Source organism: Rheinheimera riviphila (assembly GCF_004005945.1).
In the GTDB taxonomy this organism is placed as follows: domain Bacteria; phylum Pseudomonadota; class Gammaproteobacteria; order Enterobacterales; family Alteromonadaceae; genus Pararheinheimera; species Pararheinheimera riviphila.
Map to the genome: position 1 here is coordinate 1 of NZ_SACS01000038.1, position 21,648 is coordinate 21,648.

Genomic DNA, 21,648 nt, shown 5'->3' on the forward strand with positions numbered 1-21,648 from the left:
GTGTTATACCGATGGCGCCATGCGGCGTACTACCGCTGTCGCGGTGAGTAACACCATGCGGCGTACTACCGCTATCGCTGTGAGTAGCACCATACGGCGTACTACCGCTAACGCGGTGAGTAGCGCCCTACAATTCTTTATTTATCAATAACATTTTCTTGAAGCTCGCGTAGGGCGGACTCACCGCGTCAGCGGTAGTCCGCCGTAAAATGTATTAATTTTTTTGAGGTTTAACCTTGACCCCTAATTTGAAAATCAGATATTGGCTCTATTTTTTTATCGTGGGCATGTTATTCAGTGGAGTTACTGCAATTCCTCTGGAGTGGCAATTAGGTATCGCAAACCAGTATTTGGGGGTAATTGGGATTATTCCATTAATTATTGTACGCAATGAAATCAAAGCCTTGGAATTGTCGTTGCAACGAACCGATTAAAAAATTGTAAAGGTTTGTGGCCAAATGGATGGCGGCGTACTACCGCTGTCGCGGTGAGTAACACCATGCGGCGTACTACCGCTGTCGCGGTGAGTAACACCATGCGGCGTACTACCGCTATCGCGGTGAGTAGCGCCCTACAATTCTTTATTGAACAATAACATTTTCTTTGAAACGCGCAGGGCGGACTCACCGCGTCAGCGGTAGTCCGCCGCATGTTGTATGCCTACATCAGCACACCCAGCAACAATCACTCTTCCAGAATAAACGGTTTCACAAACTGAAACAGTTCGCGAAAAGCCTTCGGTGGCTGGTTTTTTTCCTGTTCTTTTTTCGCGTTCCGAATGAGGGTGCGCAGTTGTTGCACATCGACATCCGGGTATTCGGCGACAAATTCGGTTAAGGCGTCGTTGCTGGCGATCAGCTTGTCGCGCCAGTCTTCCACCAGGTGGAATTTACGAGTCGCGGCCTGATTGGTGTTGCGGATAATCGCGAGGCCACGCTCTAACGGCTCTAAATCGCGGGTACGCATTAAACGGCCGATAAACTGAATATGCCGGCGTAATGCTTCGTGTTTTTTGCTTAATTTATCAGCCAGTTGCAGTGCGTGGATCAGCTCTTCATCGAGCGGTAATTTGGCGCGGTTACTGGCACTTAATGACACCAGCTCTTCGCCTAGTTCCTGTAGCGCCAGCATCTCTTTTTTGATTTGGGTTTTACTTTTGCCTTCTTCGCGGTCCCAGTCGTCGCCATGGGTAAAATCGGTAATATCTGCCATATCTCTGTTTAATCCGTCGTAAAATTGCGACAAGTATATCAAAAAAGCGTCAGCACGTCCTATGCAATGATTTTGGCTATCGAAGCTAAGGCCGAATGGGGAATGCTTGTGGTAAGCTTGGCAGATATCTGTTGCAACGGACAAAAGTGACCTGATGAGCTCTCATACCCCAACCATTTGGCAAGAAATTGATGAAGTAAAAGCGGCTGTCGGCCAGGTGCTGGCGCATGCCAAACAGCTAGGCGCTAGCAGCGCCGAAGCCTCGATGAACCGCACCCGTGGCTTAAGTGTCGAAACCCGCCACGGCGAAGTGGAAACTGTTGAATTTAATCAGGACGGTGGCCTTGGCATCAGCATTTATGTTGGTCAGCGCAAAGGTTCAGCTTCCACTGCAGACTTAAGCCCGGCGGCGTTAAAACGCACTGTCGAAGCGGCGATCGATATCGCCCGTTACACCTCTGAAGATCCATGTGCCGGCCTCGCCGATAAAGACGCGCTGGAATTCTCTCCACCGGATTTAGATTTATTCCATCCAGCAGATGTCAGCACCGAACAAGCGATCGCCATGTGTGTGGCCGCCGAAGAGGCAGCCTTTGCTGTTGATAGCCGGATCACCAATTCTGATGGCGCGTCGTTTTCATCGCACCAGGGCTTAAAAGTTTATGGTAATAGCCACGGCCAGCTGGTTGGTTATCCAAGCAGCCGTCATAGCTTAAGCTGCTCGGTGATTGGTGAAGATGGCGACGATATGCAACGTGATTACAGCTACACCGTCAGCCGCGAGCTGGGGTTGCTGTTATCATCCGAGCAAATTGGCCGCGAAGCCGCTTTGGAAACTATCAACCGCTTAAACAGCCGTAAACTCGGCACCCAAAAAGTGCCGGTGATTTTCCGCGCTGATATCGCGAGCAGCTTGTTCGGCCATTTAGTGTCGGCAATTAGCGGTGGTGCTATATACCGTAAGTCGAGCTTTTTGCTGGATAAAGTTGGCCAGCAAGTTCTTTCTTCGAAAATTAATATCATCGAACAACCGCATTTACGTCGCGCGCTGGCCAGTAGCCCGTTTGACAGCGAAGGCGTAAAAACCATCGACCGCCAGATCATTACCGACGGCGTGCTGAATCAATATCTGACCACCAGCTACTCCGGTCGTAAGTTAGGTTTACCAAGCTCAGGTCATGCCGGTGGCATTCACAACTGGATGGTCAGTCACGGTGATGCTGATTTAGCGCAGTTGCTGCGGGATATGGGCACCGGCTTGTTGGTCACCGAACTGATGGGCCAAGGCGTCAACGGTGTGACCGGCGATTACTCGCGCGGCGCTGCTGGTTTTTGGGTTGAGAACGGTCAGGTGCAATATCCGGTATCGGAAATCACCATCGCCGGTAATCTGAAAGAAATGTTTTTTGATATCGCCGCTGTTGGCAATGATGTTGATAAACGCGGTGGCGTACTGACCGGTTCAGTACTGATCGGCCAGATGCAAATCGCCGGGCATTAATTATTTAAAAGGGGACAGCGTTCATTGTTCACAGATATCTGTTCACAATTGACGCTGTCCCCTTTTTTATTTTTGATCAGACCCCGAAATTAACAACTAGTTATAACTGGTCTCAAATGCCTTAATCACGCGTGACACGCCATTGACGTGGCGGGCGATTTCGACGGCTTTGTCGGCTTCGGTGCTGGAAACCAGACCCATCAGGAATACTTCGCCGCTTTCGGTAATCACTTTAATATTCAAGGCGCTGATTTCTTTGTCGGCCACTAACAGGCTTTTCACGCGCGTGGTGATCCAGCTGTCGCGGCTACGGGTGGTGAAGGAAATCGGGTTGCCAACGCGGATTTGGTTTTGCACGTCTTTGACACCCTGAATGCCCTGTACCAGCTGGTTGGCGGTGTCGAGCATGTCCTGGCTTGGCGCCTGACCGGTCAGCAGTAAAATACCGTTGTAGCTGTTCACGTTGATATGCGCTTGTTCGTCCAGCGTTTTGTTGGCTTCCAGCGCGCGTTCGGCTTTGACCACAATGCTGCTGTCGTCAATTTGTGAACCGAGGGTGCGGCGGTCGGAGGCGGAAGTGACAGCTGAAGCGCCACCGGCAACCACTGCCGCAGCGCAGGCCTGCAATAACATCGTCAGACTGATCACGGCAGCCAGTTTGATCATTGGTTTAAAATCAGACATTTAACACTCCTTGAAGCTTAGGCTTCATCTTGTTGTGGAAACAATGTGTTGTCGATGAGTTCACAGACACAATGTAATAAAAATGCGTAACACTCGAATACCCGGGCCGGACGATGCACCGGCACCCGCAATTCGACGTCGGTATTTCCGAGTAATCCCGACAATTCACCGTTATTGTCGACCGTGAGCGCGACGACAGTCATATCTTTGGTCAGCGCCGCTTCAACCGCTTTAATTAGATTTTGCTCGTCGCCGCTGAGTGACAACACCAGCAGAATATCGCCATCCTGACCTAAAGCCCTTACCTGGCGCGCCAGATAATCCTGATGCTGGTTGGCACTTTGCAGGCCGGATAATTCAGTTTGTAATGCCAGCGCTGGTAAACAGGGCCGCTCGGTTTCGAACTGATCGACCAGCAATTGCGAGAAGTGACTGGCTAAAGCCCGCGCGGCACCTTCGCCACAACACAGCACTTTGCGGTCATTAATCAGCGCGTGGACGATGGTCAGCGCCGCACTTTCAATTGGCTCGGCCAACGCTTCGCCAGTGGCGATCATGGTCTGGATGTTTTCGGTAAACAGCTGCCGAATATGTTCTTGCATGCGCCTGGTTCCTGCTAAAGCAAATTAAGATACGTTGATCTAAACAGCATTCTTTTAAAACGCGCTTATTTAAAAAGCGCTTATTTAAAAAGCATTAGTTATCCAATTGATTTGATAAGGGCTGTCACCGGAAATAGCCACCACATCAAATCGGCAGCCAGCTTGACTGCGCTGTTGTTGTAAAAACCAGGCGGCGGTTTGCCTGAGTTTTTGTTGTTTGCTGGGGGTGACTGCCGCGGCGGCTCCGCCATATGCGTCGCTGCGCCGGTACTTTACTTCGACAAACACCCACTTTTCGGCCAGCTGACAAATTAAATCGATTTCGCCAAACCGACAGCTGACATTACGGCTATGCAGTTTTAACCCTTGTTGTAGTAAAAATTCCAGCGCCAGCGATTCGAAATAAAAGCCGCTGTCATTGCCGTTGACAACATCGGCTTTGGCCATCGCTACTTACCTTGACCCAATGGACCGTTTTGCGGAACCAGTTTACCGCCACGATACGTCGCCACCGTTAATTGCCGCTGAACAGCTTGCTGCGGCGTCAGACGTAAACTGCCGGTAAGGCCATGATAAACCAGCGACGGAAATAGCTGTTGTTGCTTCAGCCGCCCCACCAGCGTCAAGGCGTCGTGGCCCATCGCAAACAGCCGTTGTTGGGTTTCGTCTTGCTCGGCGAATAAGGTCTCAAATTCAGTGCGTAATGCCGATTTTTGCGCTTGCGGCACCAGCCACGGCATTTCGGTCATGGTTAAGCCAGCCAAATCGCGGATATCAGTGCGATCGATGGCCAGACTATGGCTGCGTGAACTGGCGTACACCGGCAGCGCTGGCGCCGTTGGGCTTACCGTTACGTCAATAAAAGGTTTCACCAGGCGGGTTTGCGCCGGATCGGCCAATAAATAAATGGCGTCGATATCCAGCCGGCTGTGCATTTCGGCCTTGACTGAACGGCCGGTAAAACGCTCCAGCTCTTTGATCCGCTCGGTGCTTGCAGCAGTTTCCAGGAAGGTGTTGATTAAGGTGCGCAGTTCTTCCTGATTGTTATAGGTATAAGATTCAACAACCTTGCCGCCATTTTGTTGCCACATTTGCTGAAAATGTTGCGCCATCCGCTGACTGATTGGGTTTTGCGCGCTGATCAGGATCGGGTGCTGATAATGTTGTTGCCGGAATAAATCGACCATCTGCGCCGCTTCGTCTTCGGCGCTGAGCGAGAAGTAGAACTGATCGGCAACCGGCGCTACATCGCTGTTTTGCTTGCTGTTTAAAAACAAGGTCGGCCAGCGCCAGTTCGGTAACGACTGCACTTTGTCGACGTCTTCACGCAGCAAAGGCCCAATCACAAATTCGACCTGGGCTAATTCCAATGCTGCAGCGATGTCGGCGGCGGGCAGGGTGCTGTCGATAAACACTAAGCTGCGGCCAGTGGTTGCAATTTCGGTATTGGTGCTTGAACTGGCAGTAGTACTGGCACTGGTATTGGCACTGGTATTAGCACTCACCAGGCCCAGCTGCACCGCTTCACCCAGCGCTTTAAACGGGCCTGATAATGGCAAGACCACGCCAATCCGCTGCGGCTGATAGGCTGGGGTATTGGCTAAGGTGTTGATAGAAGAAGGTAAATCAGCAAGTGCCGGCATGCCCGGGTGGCGTTGTTGCCAGTCTTGTAGTGCGGCTGTCATCGAGGCAGCGTCACCGGCAAAACTCAGTGCAATTTGCACCAGATTGAGCCAGGCTGCAGCGCGCGGGCGGGCATTTTTCGACAGTTGCTGCAATTCAGCCGGATTTAGCTGTACGAGCTGCGACCACAACAAATCCTGCATCTTAGCATCAGCTTTGGCATTACCAGCCAGTTCATCCTGCGCCAGTAACCAGCGCAGCGCTGGTACTAATTGTTTTTGCGATTGATAAAATCCAGCTGCTAATTCTGTAAAACGACTGCGATCATTTGGGGCAACGTCCGTCAGCTGTTGATCGGCCAACCACAATTCCAGCGTGGCAAATTGCTGGCTTGCCAGATAACTTTGCAGCAGCGGCAACATATTCTGTTGGCGGATCAAACCGTAACTGGAATCTCGTAACGAATGAGTGATGGCCAGAGCGCGTGGCAGGTTTTGATTGGACGCCAGTAATTGTTGTGCTTCGGCCAGCAGATCGCGTTGTTGTTGCTCGGTTTCATCCTGCGCCACCGGCATCGCGGCCGCTTGCGCTGCACTGGACTGTGCCATTTCGGTCTTCAGTCGAAAGGCCTCTGCTTCGGCTTCTTCCTGTAACGAGGTGTCGGCAACAGGCGCTACCACGGGTTTCACCACCGGCGGTTTTACCGGCGCAGGCGGCGGAGTTTGACCGCAACTGGCGAGGACAAGAGCACAACTAAGGCTCAGACAAAGCTGGAATTTGCTGGATTTCACAATGCACAGTTACAATAGGCCACGAATGGGTGTCATCTTATACCATTTCTGTCGCCGGATCACGCCAGCCCAAGTCAGTGCTCAAGCGTTTTGGCTGAATTTTCCCCGCAGGTGCAAACCTTGCCAGTATCTGGATTTTGAATATGACTCAACAGCATAGCGGCGCAGCCGGTTCGTTATTTATTGTCGCCACCCCCATTGGCAATCTGGATGACATCAGTCAACGCGTATTACAGGTGCTGCGCGAAGTGGCCTGGGTGGCGGCAGAAGATACCCGGCATAGTGGTAAATTGCTGAGTCATTTTAATATTTCGGCGCGGTTTTTATCATTGCACGACCACAATGAAAAACAACGTGCCGCCAGTTTGCTGCAAAAGCTACAGGCCGGTGAAAGCGTAGCGCTGGTATCCGACGCCGGTACACCACTGATTTCTGACCCAGGTTATAGTCTGGTGCGATTGTGCCGCGACGCCGGGGTGAAAATTGTGCCAATTCCTGGCCCCTGCGCGCTGATTGCCGCTTTATGCTGCGCTGGTTTACCGACCGACAAATTTCATTTTATCGGCTTTTTACCGGCTAAAAGTGGCCAGCGCCAACAGGTGCTGTCCGATATTCCGGCCAATGTTGGCACCTTAATTACTTACGAAGCAGCACGGCGGGTGAAAGACACGCTGGCCGATGTGGCGGTAGTCTTTGGTGACGAGCGTGAGCTGGTGCTAGCAAAAGAAATCAGTAAAACCTTCGAGCATTTTTGCCACGGTACTGCGCAAAGTATCACCGCCTGGCTGGAAGAAGATCCGCAGCGTTGTCAGGGCGAAATGGTGCTGATGATCGCGCCTCCAGCTGACAAACCGGATGATGATATTCACCCGGCGGCGCAAAAAACCCTGAAGTTACTGATGAGCGAATTACCGCTGAAAAAAGCCGCCGCGCTGACCGCCGAAATTCATGGCGAGAAGAAAAATGCGTTGTATAAGTTGGGGTTGAGCTGGGATTTGGCGCAGGAATAAATCCCCCCTGGCATGGTCAAAAAGTGGACTTGATGTGCCATAGGCTGTTGGCTGTAGCGCCGCAATCGTGTCGCTGACGCCAGCCAAGTAGGTGTGAATTGGGTGTTAAAAGTTGTCATCATGGATGCAACTGGTCAAATCTCCGGCGCGGTCCCTAAAACAACGTATAAATCAGTCCGGCCAATGCTGATTGTTGGCTGGCGACGACCAATGCGCCCAATAACGCCAGAATCACTACTACCGGCAGTAGCCACATCTTTTTACGCACTTTTAAAAATGCCCATAAATCCTGCAGAAATTCTTGCATTTAAAAGGGTTCCTCTAAGTTTTTTGCCGCTGGGGCTACGGAGTTTTGCCAGTTGCTGTGTTCACTAACGCTGCGACTTTTCTGATATTGCAGTTTGCCAAGCAGCCGCAGGAGCAGTCCCATTGGCGTGATCAACAGCACAAACACCAGGCTTAAAATCAGGTAGGTATTGATGATGCCGACCACTCCAAATACCGCCATCCACAACCGGTACGGGTAATACAATAAACCTGGTGTGAGCATCGCCAGCGGCAATAGCCAGAGCGGGATCAACACCGGCCACAACGGTGTGCTGTAATTGAATAACCAGGGCAATAACGCCATGAAGATCAGCGGCAGCGCCAGGCCAATGCTGACGCCAAACCGGCGCAGACCGGCATGGTCGGTGGGTTTGAGCAGTTTAGCTTTGAGCATGATTTCCCCTTAGCTGCAGTCTGTGGTTAGTCATCGGCAAACTCACGAGCGCGCGCACGGTCGATGGCCGCTTGTGGCTGGTTTTTTTTAAGTAACAGGTAATTACCCAGCACCAGCACATCCATATCGGTCGCCAGAAAACCTTCGATGGCATCTTTTGGGCTGCAGACCGGTGGCTCACCGCGCACGTTAAAAGAGGTATTGATCAACACCGCCACGCCCGCCTGCTGGTAAAATGCCTGCAATAGTGCATGAAATCTGGGATTGGTACTGGCATCCACCGTTTGTACTCTGGCACTTAAATCGACGTGGGTAATGGCGGGTAGGGTCGAGCGTTGTTCAGCCAGCCGGGCAAAACCACTGCTGACGGGGGCTGCTTCGGCTAGCGGCAACAATAACTCTGGCCGCAACTGGCAACACAACAGCATATAAGGGCTGGTACCAATCAGCTGAAAATAGCGGCTGGCCATTTCCTGCAGTACCGCTGGCGCAAAAGGCCGGAACGACTCGCGGTTTTTGATTTTTAAATTCAGCACACTTTGCATCTGTGGGCTGCGTGGATCGCCAAGTATTGAGCGATTGCCAAGTGCCCGTGGTCCAAATTCCATTCGCCCCTGAAACCAACCAACTACTTTGCCATTGGCAAGTAAATCAGCCACTTGTGGGTGGAGTTCTTGATCGGTCAGGCGCACATAAGACAGTTGTTGTGCCTGCAATTGCTGCTCAATCGCGGCGTCGCTATATTCGGGTCCCAGGTAACTGCCTTGCATCTGATCGGGCGCGCCAGCGGCCAGTTGCCGTGGCTGTCCGGCGTACTGATGCCACGCCAGATAAGCAGCGCCAACCGCGCCGCCGGCATCACCGGCAGCGGGCTGGATCCAGACCTGTTTAAATGGGCCTTCGCGCATTAAGCGGCCATTGGCGACACAATTGAGCGCCACGCCACCGGCCAGACAGACTGCCTGGCAGCCGGTCAATTGTTTGGCGTGCCACGCCATTTTCAACACAATATCTTCGATCACTTGCTGAATAGAACGGGCTAAATCCATCTGTTTTTGGCTGATCGGCTCATCGGCACGCCGTGGTTGCCCGCCAAATAAGCGGTGGAATTTGCTGCTGGTCATCCGCTTACCCACGGCAAAATCAAAATAATCCGGATTCAGCACAAAACTGCCATCTTCATGTAAAGTCAGCAGATGTTGGTAAATTAAATCGACATACACCGGCTCACCATAAGGTGCCAGGCCCATTAATTTGTATTCGCCGGAATTCACTTTAAAGCCGCAATAGCTGGTAAAGGCCGAATACAATAAACCCGGTGAATGCGGAAAATGTTGCTCTGACAGCGGCGTCAGTTGCTCATTTTCACCCAGCCAAATCGAGGCACTGACCCATTCACCAACGCCATCCAGGCAAAGCACCGCAGCCCGCGAAAATGGGCTTGGGTAAAACGCCGACGCCGCATGCGCCTGATGGTGCTGACTGAATAACAATTTTGGCAAGGCAGTTTTAGCCAGACCCGACAGCGCCATCAATTCTTGGCGCAGCACGGTTTTGAGCAAAAGTTTTTCTTTCAGCCACACCGGCATCGCCCGGCAAAAAGCTGGCAAACCAAAAGGGGCGTGTGCCAGAAAAGTTTCCAGCAAACGTTCAAACTTCAACAGTGGCTTGTCGTAAAACACCACGGCGTCGATGTCTGCCAGCGTCAGCCCGGCTTGATCTAAACAGCTTTGAATGGCCTGTGCCGGAAATGCCGGATCGTGTTTTAACCGGCTGAATCTTTCTTCCTGCGCTGCCGCGACCAGCTTACCGCCCACCAATAAGGCGGCAGCACTATCGTGGTAAAAGCATGAAATACCTAATATTTTCTGCATAACTCTCAATTGCAGCGCTGGCTGAGCTCCGGTGAGGGCTCAGCGGTATGGCGCAGGGCTTGGCAAAGCTGAATGGGTTCGATACTGTTGTTATATTACGAAAATCTACCGGCGTCGAGTCCCGGCTGTTGGCATGACTTCGTAGCCAACTGACGAGATCATCAGCAAATAACAGCAGCAAATAAGGACCGGCATGCGCCAAGTGAACAGCAACATTCCACCCGCAAAACCAACGCCGCGCAGTTTTTATCTGGTGTTGTGGACATTGCCATTGGTGCTGCTGTTGGTGCTTGAAGTCGTGCTGCGGCTGGCTGGTTTTGGCGCCAGTTATCCGTTGTTTGTACCAGCGCCAGAGCCGGGTTATCTGCAGCCAAACCCGCTGTTGGTGCGCCGATATGTCGACGATCCGCGTCAGGCGCCGCCGGTGGCGCCGGACAGTCAGTATTTTCTGGCAGAAAAACCCAAAGGTTCGTTGCGCCTGCTGGTGGCGGGGGAGTCGACAGCAGCCGGTTTTCCTTATGGTCGCTTTGGCTCGCCTGCGGCTCTGCTGCAACAACGGCTGAAACAACAAGCGGATGGGCTGCAGATCGAAGTGATTTCTACGGCGATGGCGGCGATCAACAGTTACACCGTGCTCGACATCATGCCGGAACTGTTGGCGGTGCAGCCTGACGCCATTGTGCTGTACCTGGGGCACAATGAATATGTCGGTTTGCTCGGCGTGGGCTCACAGTTTCAGGCCAGTCCAAACCGGCAGCTAACGCTGTGGTGGTTACAGTTAAAACAGTGGCGGTTATATCAGCTGGTACAACAGCTGTTGCAAGCGGTAATGCCAGCGCCACAGCGGCAAAGTGGGCAAACGACGATGGCCCAGATGGCGAGTCAATCTGGAATCGCGCTCAACAGCGAGGCTTATCTGGCCGGTGTTAAGCAATTCCGGGACAATTTATCTGAAATCAGTGAATTAGCGCGTGAAGCCGGGGTGCCGCTGCTGTTGACGACACTGGTCAGCAATGAGCTGGAGTATGCGCCTTTTCTGGCCGACCAAAGCCAGTCGCCACCGGATCTTGCCGCGGAATTATCTGCAACCGCAACTTTGCAACAGCTACCGGCGTTATTAAAAGCTGCGCCCGAAGACGCATTGTTGCATTACCGCTATGGCAAAGCGCTGCTGGCGAATCGGCAGCCGGAAGCGGCACAGCAAGCGTTACAGCAGGCTAAAGATTTGGATTTATTAAGGTTTCGCGCACCAACAGTCTTTAATCAGCTGCTACGCGAACAAAGTAACACTGCTGGCGTTTGGCTGGCGGATGCCGAAACCTTATTTCGTCAGCACAGCCACGACGGTATTTTGGGGGCGGAATTATTGCTGGAACATGTGCATCCGAATGAGCGTGGGTATCAACTGCTGGCCGACAGCTGGTGGCGTAGTTTAAGCCGCGCCGGATTACTGCAGGCAACGCAGGGCAGCGATGCCGCAACAACGACAGCAGCTGCAACCACAGCCACAATCACTCCAGCGCCAACAAATTTGTTGTCGGTGTTGGACCTGGCGCATGCCAACTACAAAATTGCCGTGCTGTTGGCGGATTACCCTTTTGATCAACACAATCAACTTCCACCGCCTATGCTTACTGATTTTACCCATCAGCTGCCACCACCGGCGCTGCAACAGCTGGCCGCGCAGTTGGTCCAAGGCGGCGACTGGCTTGGTTTACATCAGCAATTATTAAATTTTTATCAGCAACAACGTGATGCACCCAATGCGGCGAAAATAGCGGCGTTGTTGTCCGATGCCTTGCCGTTTAAAGCGGATATCGCCTTTGCCGCCGGTCAGTTTTATTTTATGGCCGGTGATGGGTTGATGGCGCGTTTTTATCATGGTCGGGCACTGCAATTGCAGCCGGCCGATCTGCAATACCGACTGATGTTGGCCCGCACCCTGACCAGCATCGGTGATGTGCCGGGTGCTTTGGCGCAGCTGGCGTTGATCCTGCAACAACAACCAGATCATCAGGTCGCGCAGCAACAACAGGCGCGGTTAAAAGCCGCACTCGCTGGTAGTCACAGCAACAGCGGAGCTACTCCATGAAAAGAACTGCACCATGAAAAGAGCCACGCCATGAAAAAAAGCCATCGACAGCCGCCGGTTCAATCAAGCAATCCGGTTCCGTCAAATAACGCGGTTCGGCCTTTATTCTGGCTAGTGCTAGCAGCCATGCCGCTGCTGCTGTTATTGCTGGCAGAAGGATTACTGCGACTGGTTGGTTTTGGCATGGATTTACCGTTATTTGTGCCGCACCCGGCGCATCCGGCCTATCTCACCCCAAGGCCCGATGCGGTGCTGCGTTTTGTGCCAACCGGCGTCACGCCACCCAATGTCACCATCGAACCGCAGTATTTTCTGGCGGAAAAGCCGGCCAACGGCCTGCGGATTTTTGTGCAGGGAGAGTCGTCAGCGGCGGGTTATCCTTATGGTTTAGGCGCATCGCTGGCGGGGTTGCTGGAAGGCAGGCTCAGACGCAGCTGGCCGGAACATCAGGTGGAAGTCATTAATACAGCGATGTCGGCGGTTAATAGTTACAGCATGCTAAGTTACGCCAACGACATTATTGCGCAGCAACCCGATGCGGTACTGATTTACGCCGGACACAATGAATATGTTGGCATTCTTGGCGTGGGGGCAGCTGAGTCGGGGCTCGATTCTTCGGTATTCACAAGGTTAAGTTTAGCGCTGCGTCCGTACCGGCTTTATCAGGCGGTCGAACAGCTGACCACTGCCATAGCCCCGGCAGGAACCGAGCAAACTGCGGCACCTCAGCAAAAACGTACCTTAATGGCGCGGCTGGCGAAAAGTCAGTTTATTGCATTGCATTCAGAGCTTTATCAAGCAGGCTTGGCGCAGTATCAGCGCAATCTGACCACGTTGCTTGGCAACTATCAACAAGCGGGCGTACCGGTGTTTCTGGCAACTGTCGCCAGTAATATCGCTGACCAACCGCCGTTTCAAAGTCCGCCGTTGACCACGTCGCAGCGCCAATTACTGGCAGAACTTGCTAGCTCCAATCCCGGCGCCGATCCCAAAAGCAACGCCATCAAACTGGCAGCGCTTCGCGACATGATTGAAGAGCAGCAACATGGTTTATTGGCGTTTGAATTGGGGCAGTGGTTGCGCTCGCAGCAACGGTTTGACGAGGCCAAAATTTATCTGGAACTGGCGCGGGATTTAGACCAACTGCGCTTTCGGGCACCCAGCGACATCAATAAAATTCACCGGCAATTGGCGGTGGCATTTGGCGCCACTTTGGTCGAGACCGAACAAGCACTGGCACAGCATTCGACCGGTGGTTTGATTGGCCGCGAGTTGATGCTGGAACATCTGCATCCAAATTTGCCTGGTTATTTTGTGATTGCCGACCGCTTTTATCAGGCGCTGGCAGCGCAGCAACAACAATTACCAAAGATGACCGTTCAGGAAAGCACGGCGCAAGCCTGGACGCTGCGGCCGGTATTGCCAGCTGAGGAATACGCCGCTTTTGCCCGCATTGCCACCTTAACCGCAGATTACCCCTTTGTGGAAAAGGCGCAGCCGGTGCAATTGCCCAAAGCCAACGACTGGCAGCAGCAACTGGGGCTGGATTTTTTTGCTGATAACATTAGTTGGCTGACGCTGATGCAACAGTCGCTGGCAAAGTATCAAGCGGCTGGCGATCTGCCGATGCAGCTGAAAACCAGCCTGATCCTGGCTGATGCGATGCCCGAACAGGCCCAACTGCAGGCCACTGCCGCTCGCTTGTTGCAACAGCAGGGACGCCACAGCGAAAGCCAGTACTATCAGCAACGGTGCCAACGGGCACCATCCATCGCCGGGCGACCGGTCAGCTGTCGCTAATCATCAAGCAGAAATTCAGTTCAGGTGCAGCGCAGGAACAGCCAGCACCTGATGGGTGCAAAATCGCCATCGTCATTTCCCCAAAATCCCTCTGTTGCACTATCCTCAAGCAGTGAACATGTCGTTCGCACTGTCATTGTGCGAAAGTTCCGGGCTGAATACGTATTCATGTTGTAAGTCGCTCAGCCACTGTTTATTTATTAGACACAGAATTCTGAATTTCTCTCAGTGACTTAGGATAACTGCCGTCTGAATTTTCAGCAGGGTGCCATTGCGGCTCCTTGTTGAACCAAGCAGTAGCAACGGTACCGTCCAGGGTCATTACAATAAAAACCATCCCGGGGACAAAGGCATGTCAAAGTTCAAATTAAGTGTGTTAACGCTGGCGATTGCAGCTGCGGGGTTTGCGCCCGGCTTGTCTGCGGCCCAAGCCAGTGCCGCAATGCAAGACACTGCACCAGCTGCCGAGCAAGATCAGGCAACTAAGAAGCAGCCCACCAAAGAAGAAATTGAGGTCATTGAAGTCCGCAGTTATTCAGGCAGTTTGATTAAATCTCTGAATATGAAACGGTTTAACGACACAGTTTCCGAAACCATTTCTGCCGACGACTTAGGCGCTTTACCTGATGTGTCGATGGCGGACGCCTTGACCCGTTTGCCCGGTATTTCGGCGGTGCGAACTGGTGGTCAGGCGGCAGAAATTAACATTCGTGGTATGTCGGGTGGTTTTGTGTTTTCGACCCTGAATGGTCGCGAGCAGGTGTCGACCAGCGGCAGCCGTAGTATTGAATTTGACCAATATCCTTCAGAGCTGATTTCTTCGGCGGCCGTGTACAAATCGCCAAAAGCTTCGCTAATTGAAGGTGGCGTGGCCGGTACGGTTGAGTTGGAAACTGCCAGCCCGCTGCGGAATGCCGAACAACATACTTTTATGGTGAATGCCCGCGGCATGTTTAATGACCGTGCTGATGAAGTACCAGACGGCAAAGAAATGGGCGATCGTTTTAGTTTTTCTTATCAGGGCAAATTTGCCGATGACACACTGGGGTTGGCCTTGGGTTATGCCCGGTTATTCCAACCAAGCGTTGCCACCCAATTTATTGGTTTAGCCTACAACGCCAATAAAGATGTGGATGGTATTAAAGAAACTGACCCGAATGAATTTATCAGCGAAGGTTTTGAAATTCAGCATAAAGGCGGTGAGGAAGTCCGGAACGGTTATATGGCGTCATTGGAATGGGTTCCGCATGATGCATTTAAGTTAAAAGGTGATGCCTTTATTTCCAAGTTTGACTCCAAAGCTTTTGCCCGTGGTTATCGGGTGAAATTAGGGGGCGCTTCGGCTGCCGTCGGCAATCCGGTGCTCAATGGCAATTCGGTGATCGGCGGAACCTTTAACCGGACGTCCAGCAGCTTTACCCGGGTAGAGTTGGTCAACGATGATAACCAGGACTTTGACCAGGTACAAAGCTACGGGATCAATGCCGATTGGGACGTCAGTGAGAATTTCAATCTGAACTTTGACGTGTCACATTCCAGTGCCGAAAGCGACTTCCGCAATGGCTTGTTGTGGTCGCTGGTAGCGCAGGATGCAACGGTCGCCAATCCGGTATTTGATAGCAACGTGTCGATTTCCTATTTACTGAACGGGTTGAATTTACCGGATGTTGGCTTTAATCAGGCTGCGGCCTTTTCTGATATCAACCGGGTGATGGTCAGTAAATACGGTATTTATCCGTTTGAAAATAAAGATGAATTAAATGCTGTACGTTTAGACGGTAGCTACAAACTGGATATGCCGGTGTTGGCCTCGTTTGAAGTGGGCGTGCGTTATTCCGAACGTGAATATGCCAATGATCGTTCAGTCTATGAATTTGGTAACGACGGCGCTTTTTCCAACCTGCAAAAACCACTTCGGTTGACCCAGGATATGGTGAAAGTTATTGATTTTAAAGGCGACTTTAGCTATTTCCCCAGCTATCTGGCGATTGATTTAGATAAAGCGCTGGCCGCCTGGTTCCCGAATGGCATTCCGCAACCGGTGAAAACCTGGGGTACTGGTACTCCGGGTGTTCTGCCCGATCAATTTGTCGCTGGTGGACCGCAAACTGGCTGGTCGATGCTACAAAGTGGCAAAGTGTTTGAAGATGTGTTGTCAGCTTATTTGATGGCGAATATTGATACCGATGTATTTAATATTCCACTGACTGGTAACTTTGGCGTGCGGATGGTTGAAACCAAACAGTTAGCAACGGCTTTGCAGGATGTGAAAGGCGATCCAAAACTTGGTGCGCAAAATATTACCGATGATGCCGGCTTAATCAACGGTCAATATGCACCTTCAATTTTGGGCGAAACCTACCGAGATTATTTGCCACAGCTGAATTTAAATTTCCGGTTGACTGATGACGACCAGTTGCGATTTGCTGCCGCTAAAGTAATGTCGCGCCCTCCAATCAATCGTCTAGCTTCAGATACCAGCACGTCGATCAGTGATGACGGAATTATCAGCGGTTCCAGTTCGAATAATCCATATTTACGGCCATTTTATGCCGATCAATATGATATTTCGTATGAGCACTATTTCACTGAAACTGAAGGCGCTTTTGTCGCAGCTTTGTTCTACAAAGACATCAAGTCTTTTATCAGTACTTACACTACGCCTGAATTTGATTTTGCCGCAGCAGGTTTTTTTGTACCTGAATATAGAGAGGATCCTGTCACGGGCGTCCGCACTGAGTTGAAAAACGGTGACTACACCACTGCCGTAAATAATGATAAAGGTGGGTATATCCGTGGTGCAGAAGTTGCCTATACCCAAATCTTTAAATTCCTGCCCGGCATTTGGCAAGGTTTGGGCGTAAGCGGTAGTTATTCTTATACCGAAAGTGAAATCCAACAACCGACGAATCTTGGCGGCGATAGTATTGAAATCAGCCTGCCAGGTTTATCAGAAAACGTCTTTACAGGTACGCTTTTCTGGGAGTACGACAATTTTGAAGCCCGTTTAAGTGCGCGTTTCCGCGATCCGTTTGTGTCAGAGCAAGTCGCGGTGAACGAGCAGATTGTCAATTATGACGGTGAAACGGTACTCGATTTCCAAACCTCGTATCAGGTGACGGATAATTTCGGCGTGTTGTTCCAGGTGAATAACCTGACCGATGAACCGACCAAAAGCTATTTCGGTGATGAATTACAAACCGGCACTATTCAGTTTTTCGGCCGGCAGTATTTCTTTGGCGTGACTTACTCAATGTAAACAGGCGGATTTCACCAGCGGTGGGCTCTGCAAACGCACCCGCCTGAACGGACAAATTGGAGTGATAGATTTATGTTGAACCTGAAAAAAATACTGCAGCTTGCGATGGCAAGTTGTGTACTGGCGGTTCTCGCCGGTTGCGGTGGTGGCAGCGACTCGGTTGAACCGGGTAAAGTGCTGTTGACCTGTAATGTGCCGCAGGTGCCGAACTCAGCAGGCACCGCCTGTGTGGCGCCAAAACCTATTAAATGCCCGGCGCCAACAGTGCCGGATGCGCGCAATGAAAGTTGCGTGATTGGCGTGGATCCAACAGCGCCGGCGCCGGTGGTGATGGCGGGGCCTGGCCAGGCCGTGTTGTTTTATAAACGTGCTGATGGCAACTATAACGGTTATAAACTGCATACCTGGAATGACGAGACTTGTTCCGCTTATACCCCTTCTTCGATTGCAGCTGGTTGGGCTGACGGTTTGGTTCACAATGGTGTTGATCCTAACTATGGCGCTTATTGGTTACTGAATCTGCTAGAAGGGGTTGGCACTAAGGCTTCCGATTGCGGTAATTTTATTATCCATATTGGTACCGATGACGCCGGTAAAGAGCTCGGCGGCGGTAATATGAAACTTGGCATGGGGCCAAAAGAAGTCGCTAAATTCTCCCGCATGGGTTGGACTTTCTCCGGCGTCGCTTCGGTGTTTGATTATCCGCTGGTGTCTCTGGGCGTGCAGATTAGCGACAGCGCCGCGCATTGGCTGGATACCGGTACTTTTGTCTGGAATGCGCCAACGACCGGGAGCAGTAAAATCAAGTTACACAGCTCAGCAGCTGCTGATTTGGCGATCGACAGTGATACGCTGACCATCAATGGCGACAGTGTCGAACTGACCCCAACCGCATTAACGGACGAGCAAAAAGCTAAGGTGCCGCATCTGGCAAGCTGGCCGGCTTACAAGACCACGCTCACTGCTGATCAGGCAAAAAACCTGGTCAAAAATCAACTGGTGCTGGCGGCTTATGACTCTGCCAATAAACTGACGTCAGCCTCGCATGTGCAGGCGGCCAAAGTGCTGGATGATTTGTATACCAAAGCCGCCAACGATGCGGATGAAGCGGTGTTAGGTGTGGTGTACGAAGGCAGCAATATAAAAACTTCAGTCTGGGCACCCACGGCGCGCAGTGTGAACCTGAAAGTCTATAACGCCGCAAAAACTCTGACCGCAACTCATGCCATGACCGTGAACGCGGCCACGGGTGTCTGGAGTTACAGTGGCGCAGCAGCGGGCTTAAACCGTAGTTTTTACCGCTTCGAGTTGCAGGTTTATCATCCGCTGACCAAAAAAGTGGAAACTGTGCTGGCAACCGACCCGTACTCAGTCAATACCGCCACCAATGGCCGTTACAGCCAGTTTGTCAATTTAGCCGATGCCGATACCAAACCAGCCAACTGGGACAGTCATGAAGTGCCAGCGGCAGGTAATCCGGAAGATATCGTGATTTATGAAGGTCATATCCGTGATTTCAGCGTTCGCGATATGTCGGTGACTGCTGCCAATCGTGGTAAGTATCTGGCCTTTACTGAAATGGACTCGGCGCCGGTACAGCACTTAAAAACTTTGGCTGACAGTGGTTTAACCCATTTCCATATGTTACCTGCCACTGATATGGCGACCGTCAACGAAGATGTCACCAAACGGGTGGACTTGAACAACACTGTGGCTGATCTTTGTAAAATCAGCGCCAGTGCGCCGGTTTGTCTGATGAACGCTTCCACCAAACTGGAAGACGTGATGAAGGGTTACCAAAATTCAGGTGAAAATGCCCAGGCCCTGGCGCAAGCGATGCGCGGTACGGACAGCTTCAACTGGGGTTATGATCCACATCATTTTAATGTGCCGGAAGGTTCTTACGCTTCAACGCCAGAAGGTGTGGCGCGGGTAAAAGAAATGCGCGCGATGAACCAGGCGCTGCATGCGATTGGCCTGCGCGTGGTATTGGACGTGGTGTACAACCATACCAGTTCATCGGGTTTATTTGATAACTCAGTATTCGACAAAATTGTACCGGGCTATTTCCACCGTTATAACCCGGTCAGTGGTCTGATCGAACGTTCAACCTGCTGTGAAAATACCGCCACCGAACATGCGATGATGCGCAAGTTTGTCAGTGACTCGCTGGTGACTTTGGCCAAAGAGTACAAGTTTGACGGCTTCCGGTTTGACATTATGGGTCACCATCCAAAAGCCGATATTCTGGCAGCGCGGGAAGCGGTAAAAGCGGTTGATGCGGATACTTATTTCTACGGTGAAGGCTGGAATTTTGGTGAAGTCGCTAACGACGCACGTTTTGTGCAGGCGCGACAGGCCAATTTGGCCGGTACTGAAGTAGGTAGTTTTAACGACCGCATCCGTGACTCAGTGCGCAGTGCCGCCTTGTTTGCCAATGATCCAGACGTCGGTAATCTGCAACAGCAGAACTTTATTGAAATCGGCATGGCCGGTACTTTAAAGGACTACATACTGAAAGATTATATGGGCAATACCGGTACCGCCGGTGGTGTCACCTGGAATGGCCAGCCAGCAGGCTACGCCACTGATCCGGCCGATATCATTAACTATGTGTCTAAACACGACAACGAAGCCATCTGGGATAAACTGCAGCTGGAACTTGGTTCTGCAGTCAGCATTGAGAACCGGGTGCGTATTCACAATATTTCGCTCGCTATCCCGTTGTTAAGTCAGGGTATTCCGTTCCTGCAAATGGGTGATGATTTACTGCGTTCGAAATCGATGGATCGCAACAGCTACGACGCTGGCGACTGGTTTAACTTTGTGGATTTCACCAAGCAAAGCAACAACTGGAATGTTGGTTTACCGCTAGCGCAGGATAATCAGGCGTCATGGGAAATCATTAAACCCATTGCCAATAACCCAAATACCGCGGCAGCACCGCAAAATATCGAGTTTGCTTCGGACGTATTTAATGAGTTTTTGCAAATTCGTAGTTCAAGCTCACTGTTCCGCCTGACAACAGGTGCTGACGTGATGGCGCGGGTTGGTTTGCATAACATCGGTAAAACCATGACCCAGGGTTTGATTGTGCTGAGCATCGATGATGGTATTGGTCTGGCCGATTTGGATCCAGCACATGATGCAGTGGTGGTGGTGGTGAACGGCACCAATGCTGAGAAAACCCATAAAGTACGTACAGCGCAAGGTTTTGAATTACATCAGGTATTACAAGACTCTGCCGACACTGTGGTGCAGGACGCGCACTTTAATACCGTCGGTGCCGATGGTGAATTTGTGGTGCCGGCTTATACCGCAGCAGTGTTTGTCAAACCACAAGTGGGTGCACAAGGTGTCGGTCTGAAAGCGGATGCCACGATGGGCGCACCGGATATCGCACCATATGGTTTAACCACAGTGTATGTACGCGGTGGCATGAATGGTTGGGGCGAGGCAGATGCTTTTGCCTACGATGGTGCTGGTGTTTATTCTGCCAAAGTGACAGTCACAGCGGGTGATCATGAGTTCAAAGTTGCGTCCAGTGACTGGTCGACCGTTGATTTTGGAGCAAAAGCCGGTGAGCAGAATGTGATTTTAGGCACACCACAAACACTGGCGAAATCAGGCCCGAACTTAAAAGGCAGCTTTGCGACAACGTCTACGTATGTCTTTACACTCAATGCCACAGTGTCGACAGCCCCAGTACTGACGGTCAGTGAATATGTGCCTTACGGCGCAACCAAAGTATTCCTGCGTGGCGGCATGAACGATTGGACGGAAAGAGATCCGTTCACCTACAACGGCTTAGGCCAATACAGTGTGCAACTGAATCTGGCGGCGGGTGACTACGAGTTTAAAGTAGCCTCCAGCGACTGGGCAACGGTTGACTTCGGTGGTGGTGCTGATGGTCAGAATGTGGCGATCAATACCGACAAAGTGCTTGCGAAATCAGGGCCTAACCTGAAAATTAAAATCACCGACGCTGCAGCCTACAAGTTTGCCGTCAGTGCCAACGACAGTGCAGCACCGGTGTTGAAAGTGAATAAGGTTGAATAAACCGCTATTGGATTAGGTGCTTACAGATGCAAAAGCCAGACTCCGGTCTGGCTTTTTGTTAACAGAGCAACGGATAGGGTCAGCACGTACTGTTCAGATGGCAAAAAGCAAGACCTGCGCCTGCTTCTGCTTCGCAAGCCTATGAATTTATGGTCAAAATGTAGGGCGGACTCACCGGAGGTAGTCCGCCGTTTGCCAGGATCATCCTTAACAATATTTTCAGACAACTCCGGCGCACTACCGCTTCCGCGGTGAGTGACGCCCTACGCAAGCCTATGAATTTATGGTCAAAATGTAGATACTCTGTTCCCTGTCAATTTTTTATGTGTTGTTCACTGAACAATAATGTTGAATCGAAGGCAGTCTGGGTCTGCATGCAGGCCCAGATACCCGTCAGATATTTTCGCATCACCGCACACT

The 21,648-nt window shown here is 51.5% G+C and carries 14 protein-coding genes and 1 pseudogene; 6 read left to right on the forward strand and 9 right to left on the reverse strand.

Annotated features, from left to right (window positions below):
- Nucleotides 1–684: 684 nt before the first annotated feature.
- Nucleotides 685–1,212 (reverse strand): ribosome biogenesis factor YjgA, encoded by a 528-nt coding sequence (gene yjgA / locus EOE67_RS19855; protein ID WP_127701263.1) that lies wholly within the window; start codon nucleotides 1,210–1,212, stop codon nucleotides 685–687.
- 154 nt (nucleotides 1,213–1,366) lie between these two features.
- Between yjgA and pmbA the strand changes: the two genes are divergently transcribed.
- Nucleotides 1,367–2,713 carry a metalloprotease PmbA gene (gene pmbA / locus EOE67_RS19860; RefSeq protein ID WP_127701266.1) on the forward strand — a complete coding sequence of 449 codons (1,347 nt, stop codon included), beginning with the start codon at nucleotides 1,367–1,369 and terminating at the stop codon, nucleotides 2,711–2,713.
- 96 nt (nucleotides 2,714–2,809) lie between these two features.
- On the opposite strand, the gene dolP is transcribed toward pmbA, so the two are convergent.
- From dolP to EOE67_RS19880, 4 genes are all read right to left on the reverse strand, one after another.
- Nucleotides 2,810–3,397 (reverse strand): division/outer membrane stress-associated lipid-binding lipoprotein, encoded by a 588-nt coding sequence (dolP, locus tag EOE67_RS19865; RefSeq protein WP_240652889.1) that lies wholly within the window; start codon nucleotides 3,395–3,397, stop codon nucleotides 2,810–2,812.
- Between the two features lie 17 nt (nucleotides 3,398–3,414).
- On the reverse strand, nucleotides 3,415–3,999 hold the full coding sequence (locus EOE67_RS19870; protein ID WP_068062239.1) for an SIS domain-containing protein: 585 nt from the start codon (nucleotides 3,997–3,999) through the stop codon (nucleotides 3,415–3,417).
- Between the two features lie 84 nt (nucleotides 4,000–4,083).
- Nucleotides 4,084–4,446: a YraN family protein gene (locus tag EOE67_RS19875; RefSeq protein WP_127701268.1), complete on the reverse strand. Its 363-nt coding sequence runs from the start codon at nucleotides 4,444–4,446 to the stop codon at nucleotides 4,084–4,086.
- 2 nt (nucleotides 4,447–4,448) lie between these two features.
- On the reverse strand, nucleotides 4,449–6,314 hold the full coding sequence (locus tag EOE67_RS19880; RefSeq protein WP_127701271.1) for a penicillin-binding protein activator: 1,866 nt from the start codon (nucleotides 6,312–6,314) through the stop codon (nucleotides 4,449–4,451).
- Nucleotides 6,315–6,556: 242 nt separating this feature from the next.
- Between EOE67_RS19880 and rsmI the strand changes: the two genes are divergently transcribed.
- Entirely contained in the window at nucleotides 6,557–7,423 is an 867-nt protein-coding gene (gene rsmI / locus EOE67_RS19885) for a 16S rRNA (cytidine(1402)-2'-O)-methyltransferase (RefSeq protein ID WP_127701273.1), read from the forward strand.
- A gap of 154 nt (nucleotides 7,424–7,577) precedes the next feature.
- Here rsmI and EOE67_RS20590 read toward each other — a convergent pair whose 3' ends face one another.
- Genes EOE67_RS20590 through EOE67_RS19895 form a run of 3 tightly spaced genes read right to left on the reverse strand, consistent with a single transcriptional unit; the run spans nucleotide 7,578 to nucleotide 10,018 of the window.
- Complete coding sequence (locus EOE67_RS20590; RefSeq protein WP_164852448.1) at nucleotides 7,578–7,730, reverse strand: DUF5989 family protein; 153 nt, start codon at nucleotides 7,728–7,730, stop codon at nucleotides 7,578–7,580.
- Nucleotides 7,731–8,144, reverse strand: coding sequence for an SxtJ family membrane protein (locus tag EOE67_RS19890; protein ID WP_127701276.1), 414 nt, complete (start codon nucleotides 8,142–8,144; stop codon nucleotides 7,731–7,733).
- A 26-nt stretch (nucleotides 8,145–8,170) separates the two neighbouring features.
- A complete protein-coding gene (locus tag EOE67_RS19895; RefSeq protein ID WP_127701278.1) occupies nucleotides 8,171–10,018 on the reverse strand; it encodes a carbamoyltransferase family protein in 1,848 nt (615 codons plus the stop codon).
- A gap of 193 nt (nucleotides 10,019–10,211) precedes the next feature.
- Between EOE67_RS19895 and EOE67_RS19900 the strand changes: the two genes are divergently transcribed.
- The 4 genes from EOE67_RS19900 (at nucleotide 10,212) to pulA (ending at nucleotide 21,228) form a co-directional block, all read left to right on the forward strand.
- Entirely contained in the window at nucleotides 10,212–12,110 is a 1,899-nt protein-coding gene (locus tag EOE67_RS19900; protein WP_127701281.1) for an SGNH/GDSL hydrolase family protein, read from the forward strand.
- A gap of 30 nt (nucleotides 12,111–12,140) precedes the next feature.
- A complete protein-coding gene (locus EOE67_RS19905; protein ID WP_206099680.1) occupies nucleotides 12,141–13,910 on the forward strand; it encodes an SGNH/GDSL hydrolase family protein in 1,770 nt (589 codons plus the stop codon).
- Nucleotides 13,911–14,262: 352 nt separating this feature from the next.
- On the forward strand, nucleotides 14,263–17,169 hold the full coding sequence (locus EOE67_RS19910; protein ID WP_127701283.1) for a TonB-dependent receptor: 2,907 nt from the start codon (nucleotides 14,263–14,265) through the stop codon (nucleotides 17,167–17,169).
- Nucleotides 17,170–17,241: 72 nt separating this feature from the next.
- The gene (gene pulA / locus EOE67_RS19915; protein WP_127701285.1) at nucleotides 17,242–21,228 is read left to right on the forward strand and encodes a pullulanase-type alpha-1,6-glucosidase; all 3,987 of its coding nucleotides are present in this window, start codon (nucleotides 17,242–17,244) and stop codon (nucleotides 21,226–21,228) included.
- Nucleotides 21,229–21,541: 313 nt separating this feature from the next.
- On the opposite strand, the pseudogene EOE67_RS21180 reads toward pulA, so the two are convergent.
- A pseudogene (locus EOE67_RS21180) lies at nucleotides 21,542–21,648 on the reverse strand (IS110 family transposase); the annotation flags it as partial.

Bases quoted from the DNA above. Each gene is read 5' to 3' on its own strand.
- EOE67_RS19875 (WP_127701268.1), bottom strand. From the start codon at position 4,446: ATGGCCAAAGCCGATGTTGTCAACGGCAATGACAGCGGCTTTTATTTC.
- EOE67_RS19905 (WP_206099680.1), top strand. From the start codon at position 12,141: ATGAAAAAAAGCCATCGACAGCCGCCGGTTCAATCAAGCAATCCGGTT.
- EOE67_RS19870 (WP_068062239.1), bottom strand. From the start codon at position 3,999: ATGCAAGAACATATTCGGCAGCTGTTTACCGAAAACATCCAGACCATG.
- EOE67_RS19890 (WP_127701276.1), bottom strand. From the start codon at position 8,144: ATGCTCAAAGCTAAACTGCTCAAACCCACCGACCATGCCGGTCTGCGC.
- EOE67_RS20590 (WP_164852448.1), bottom strand. From the start codon at position 7,730: ATGCAAGAATTTCTGCAGGATTTATGGGCATTTTTAAAAGTGCGTAAA.
- pulA (WP_127701285.1), top strand. From the start codon at position 17,242: ATGTTGAACCTGAAAAAAATACTGCAGCTTGCGATGGCAAGTTGTGTA.
- EOE67_RS19900 (WP_127701281.1), top strand. From the start codon at position 10,212: ATGCGCCAAGTGAACAGCAACATTCCACCCGCAAAACCAACGCCGCGC.
- dolP (WP_240652889.1), bottom strand. From the start codon at position 3,397: ATGTCTGATTTTAAACCAATGATCAAACTGGCTGCCGTGATCAGTCTG.
- rsmI (WP_127701273.1), top strand. From the start codon at position 6,557: ATGACTCAACAGCATAGCGGCGCAGCCGGTTCGTTATTTATTGTCGCC.
- EOE67_RS19895 (WP_127701278.1), bottom strand. From the start codon at position 10,018: ATGCAGAAAATATTAGGTATTTCATGCTTTTACCACGATAGTGCTGCC.
- pmbA (WP_127701266.1), top strand. From the start codon at position 1,367: ATGAGCTCTCATACCCCAACCATTTGGCAAGAAATTGATGAAGTAAAA.
- yjgA (WP_127701263.1), bottom strand. From the start codon at position 1,212: ATGGCAGATATTACCGATTTTACCCATGGCGACGACTGGGACCGCGAA.
- EOE67_RS19910 (WP_127701283.1), top strand. From the start codon at position 14,263: ATGTCAAAGTTCAAATTAAGTGTGTTAACGCTGGCGATTGCAGCTGCG.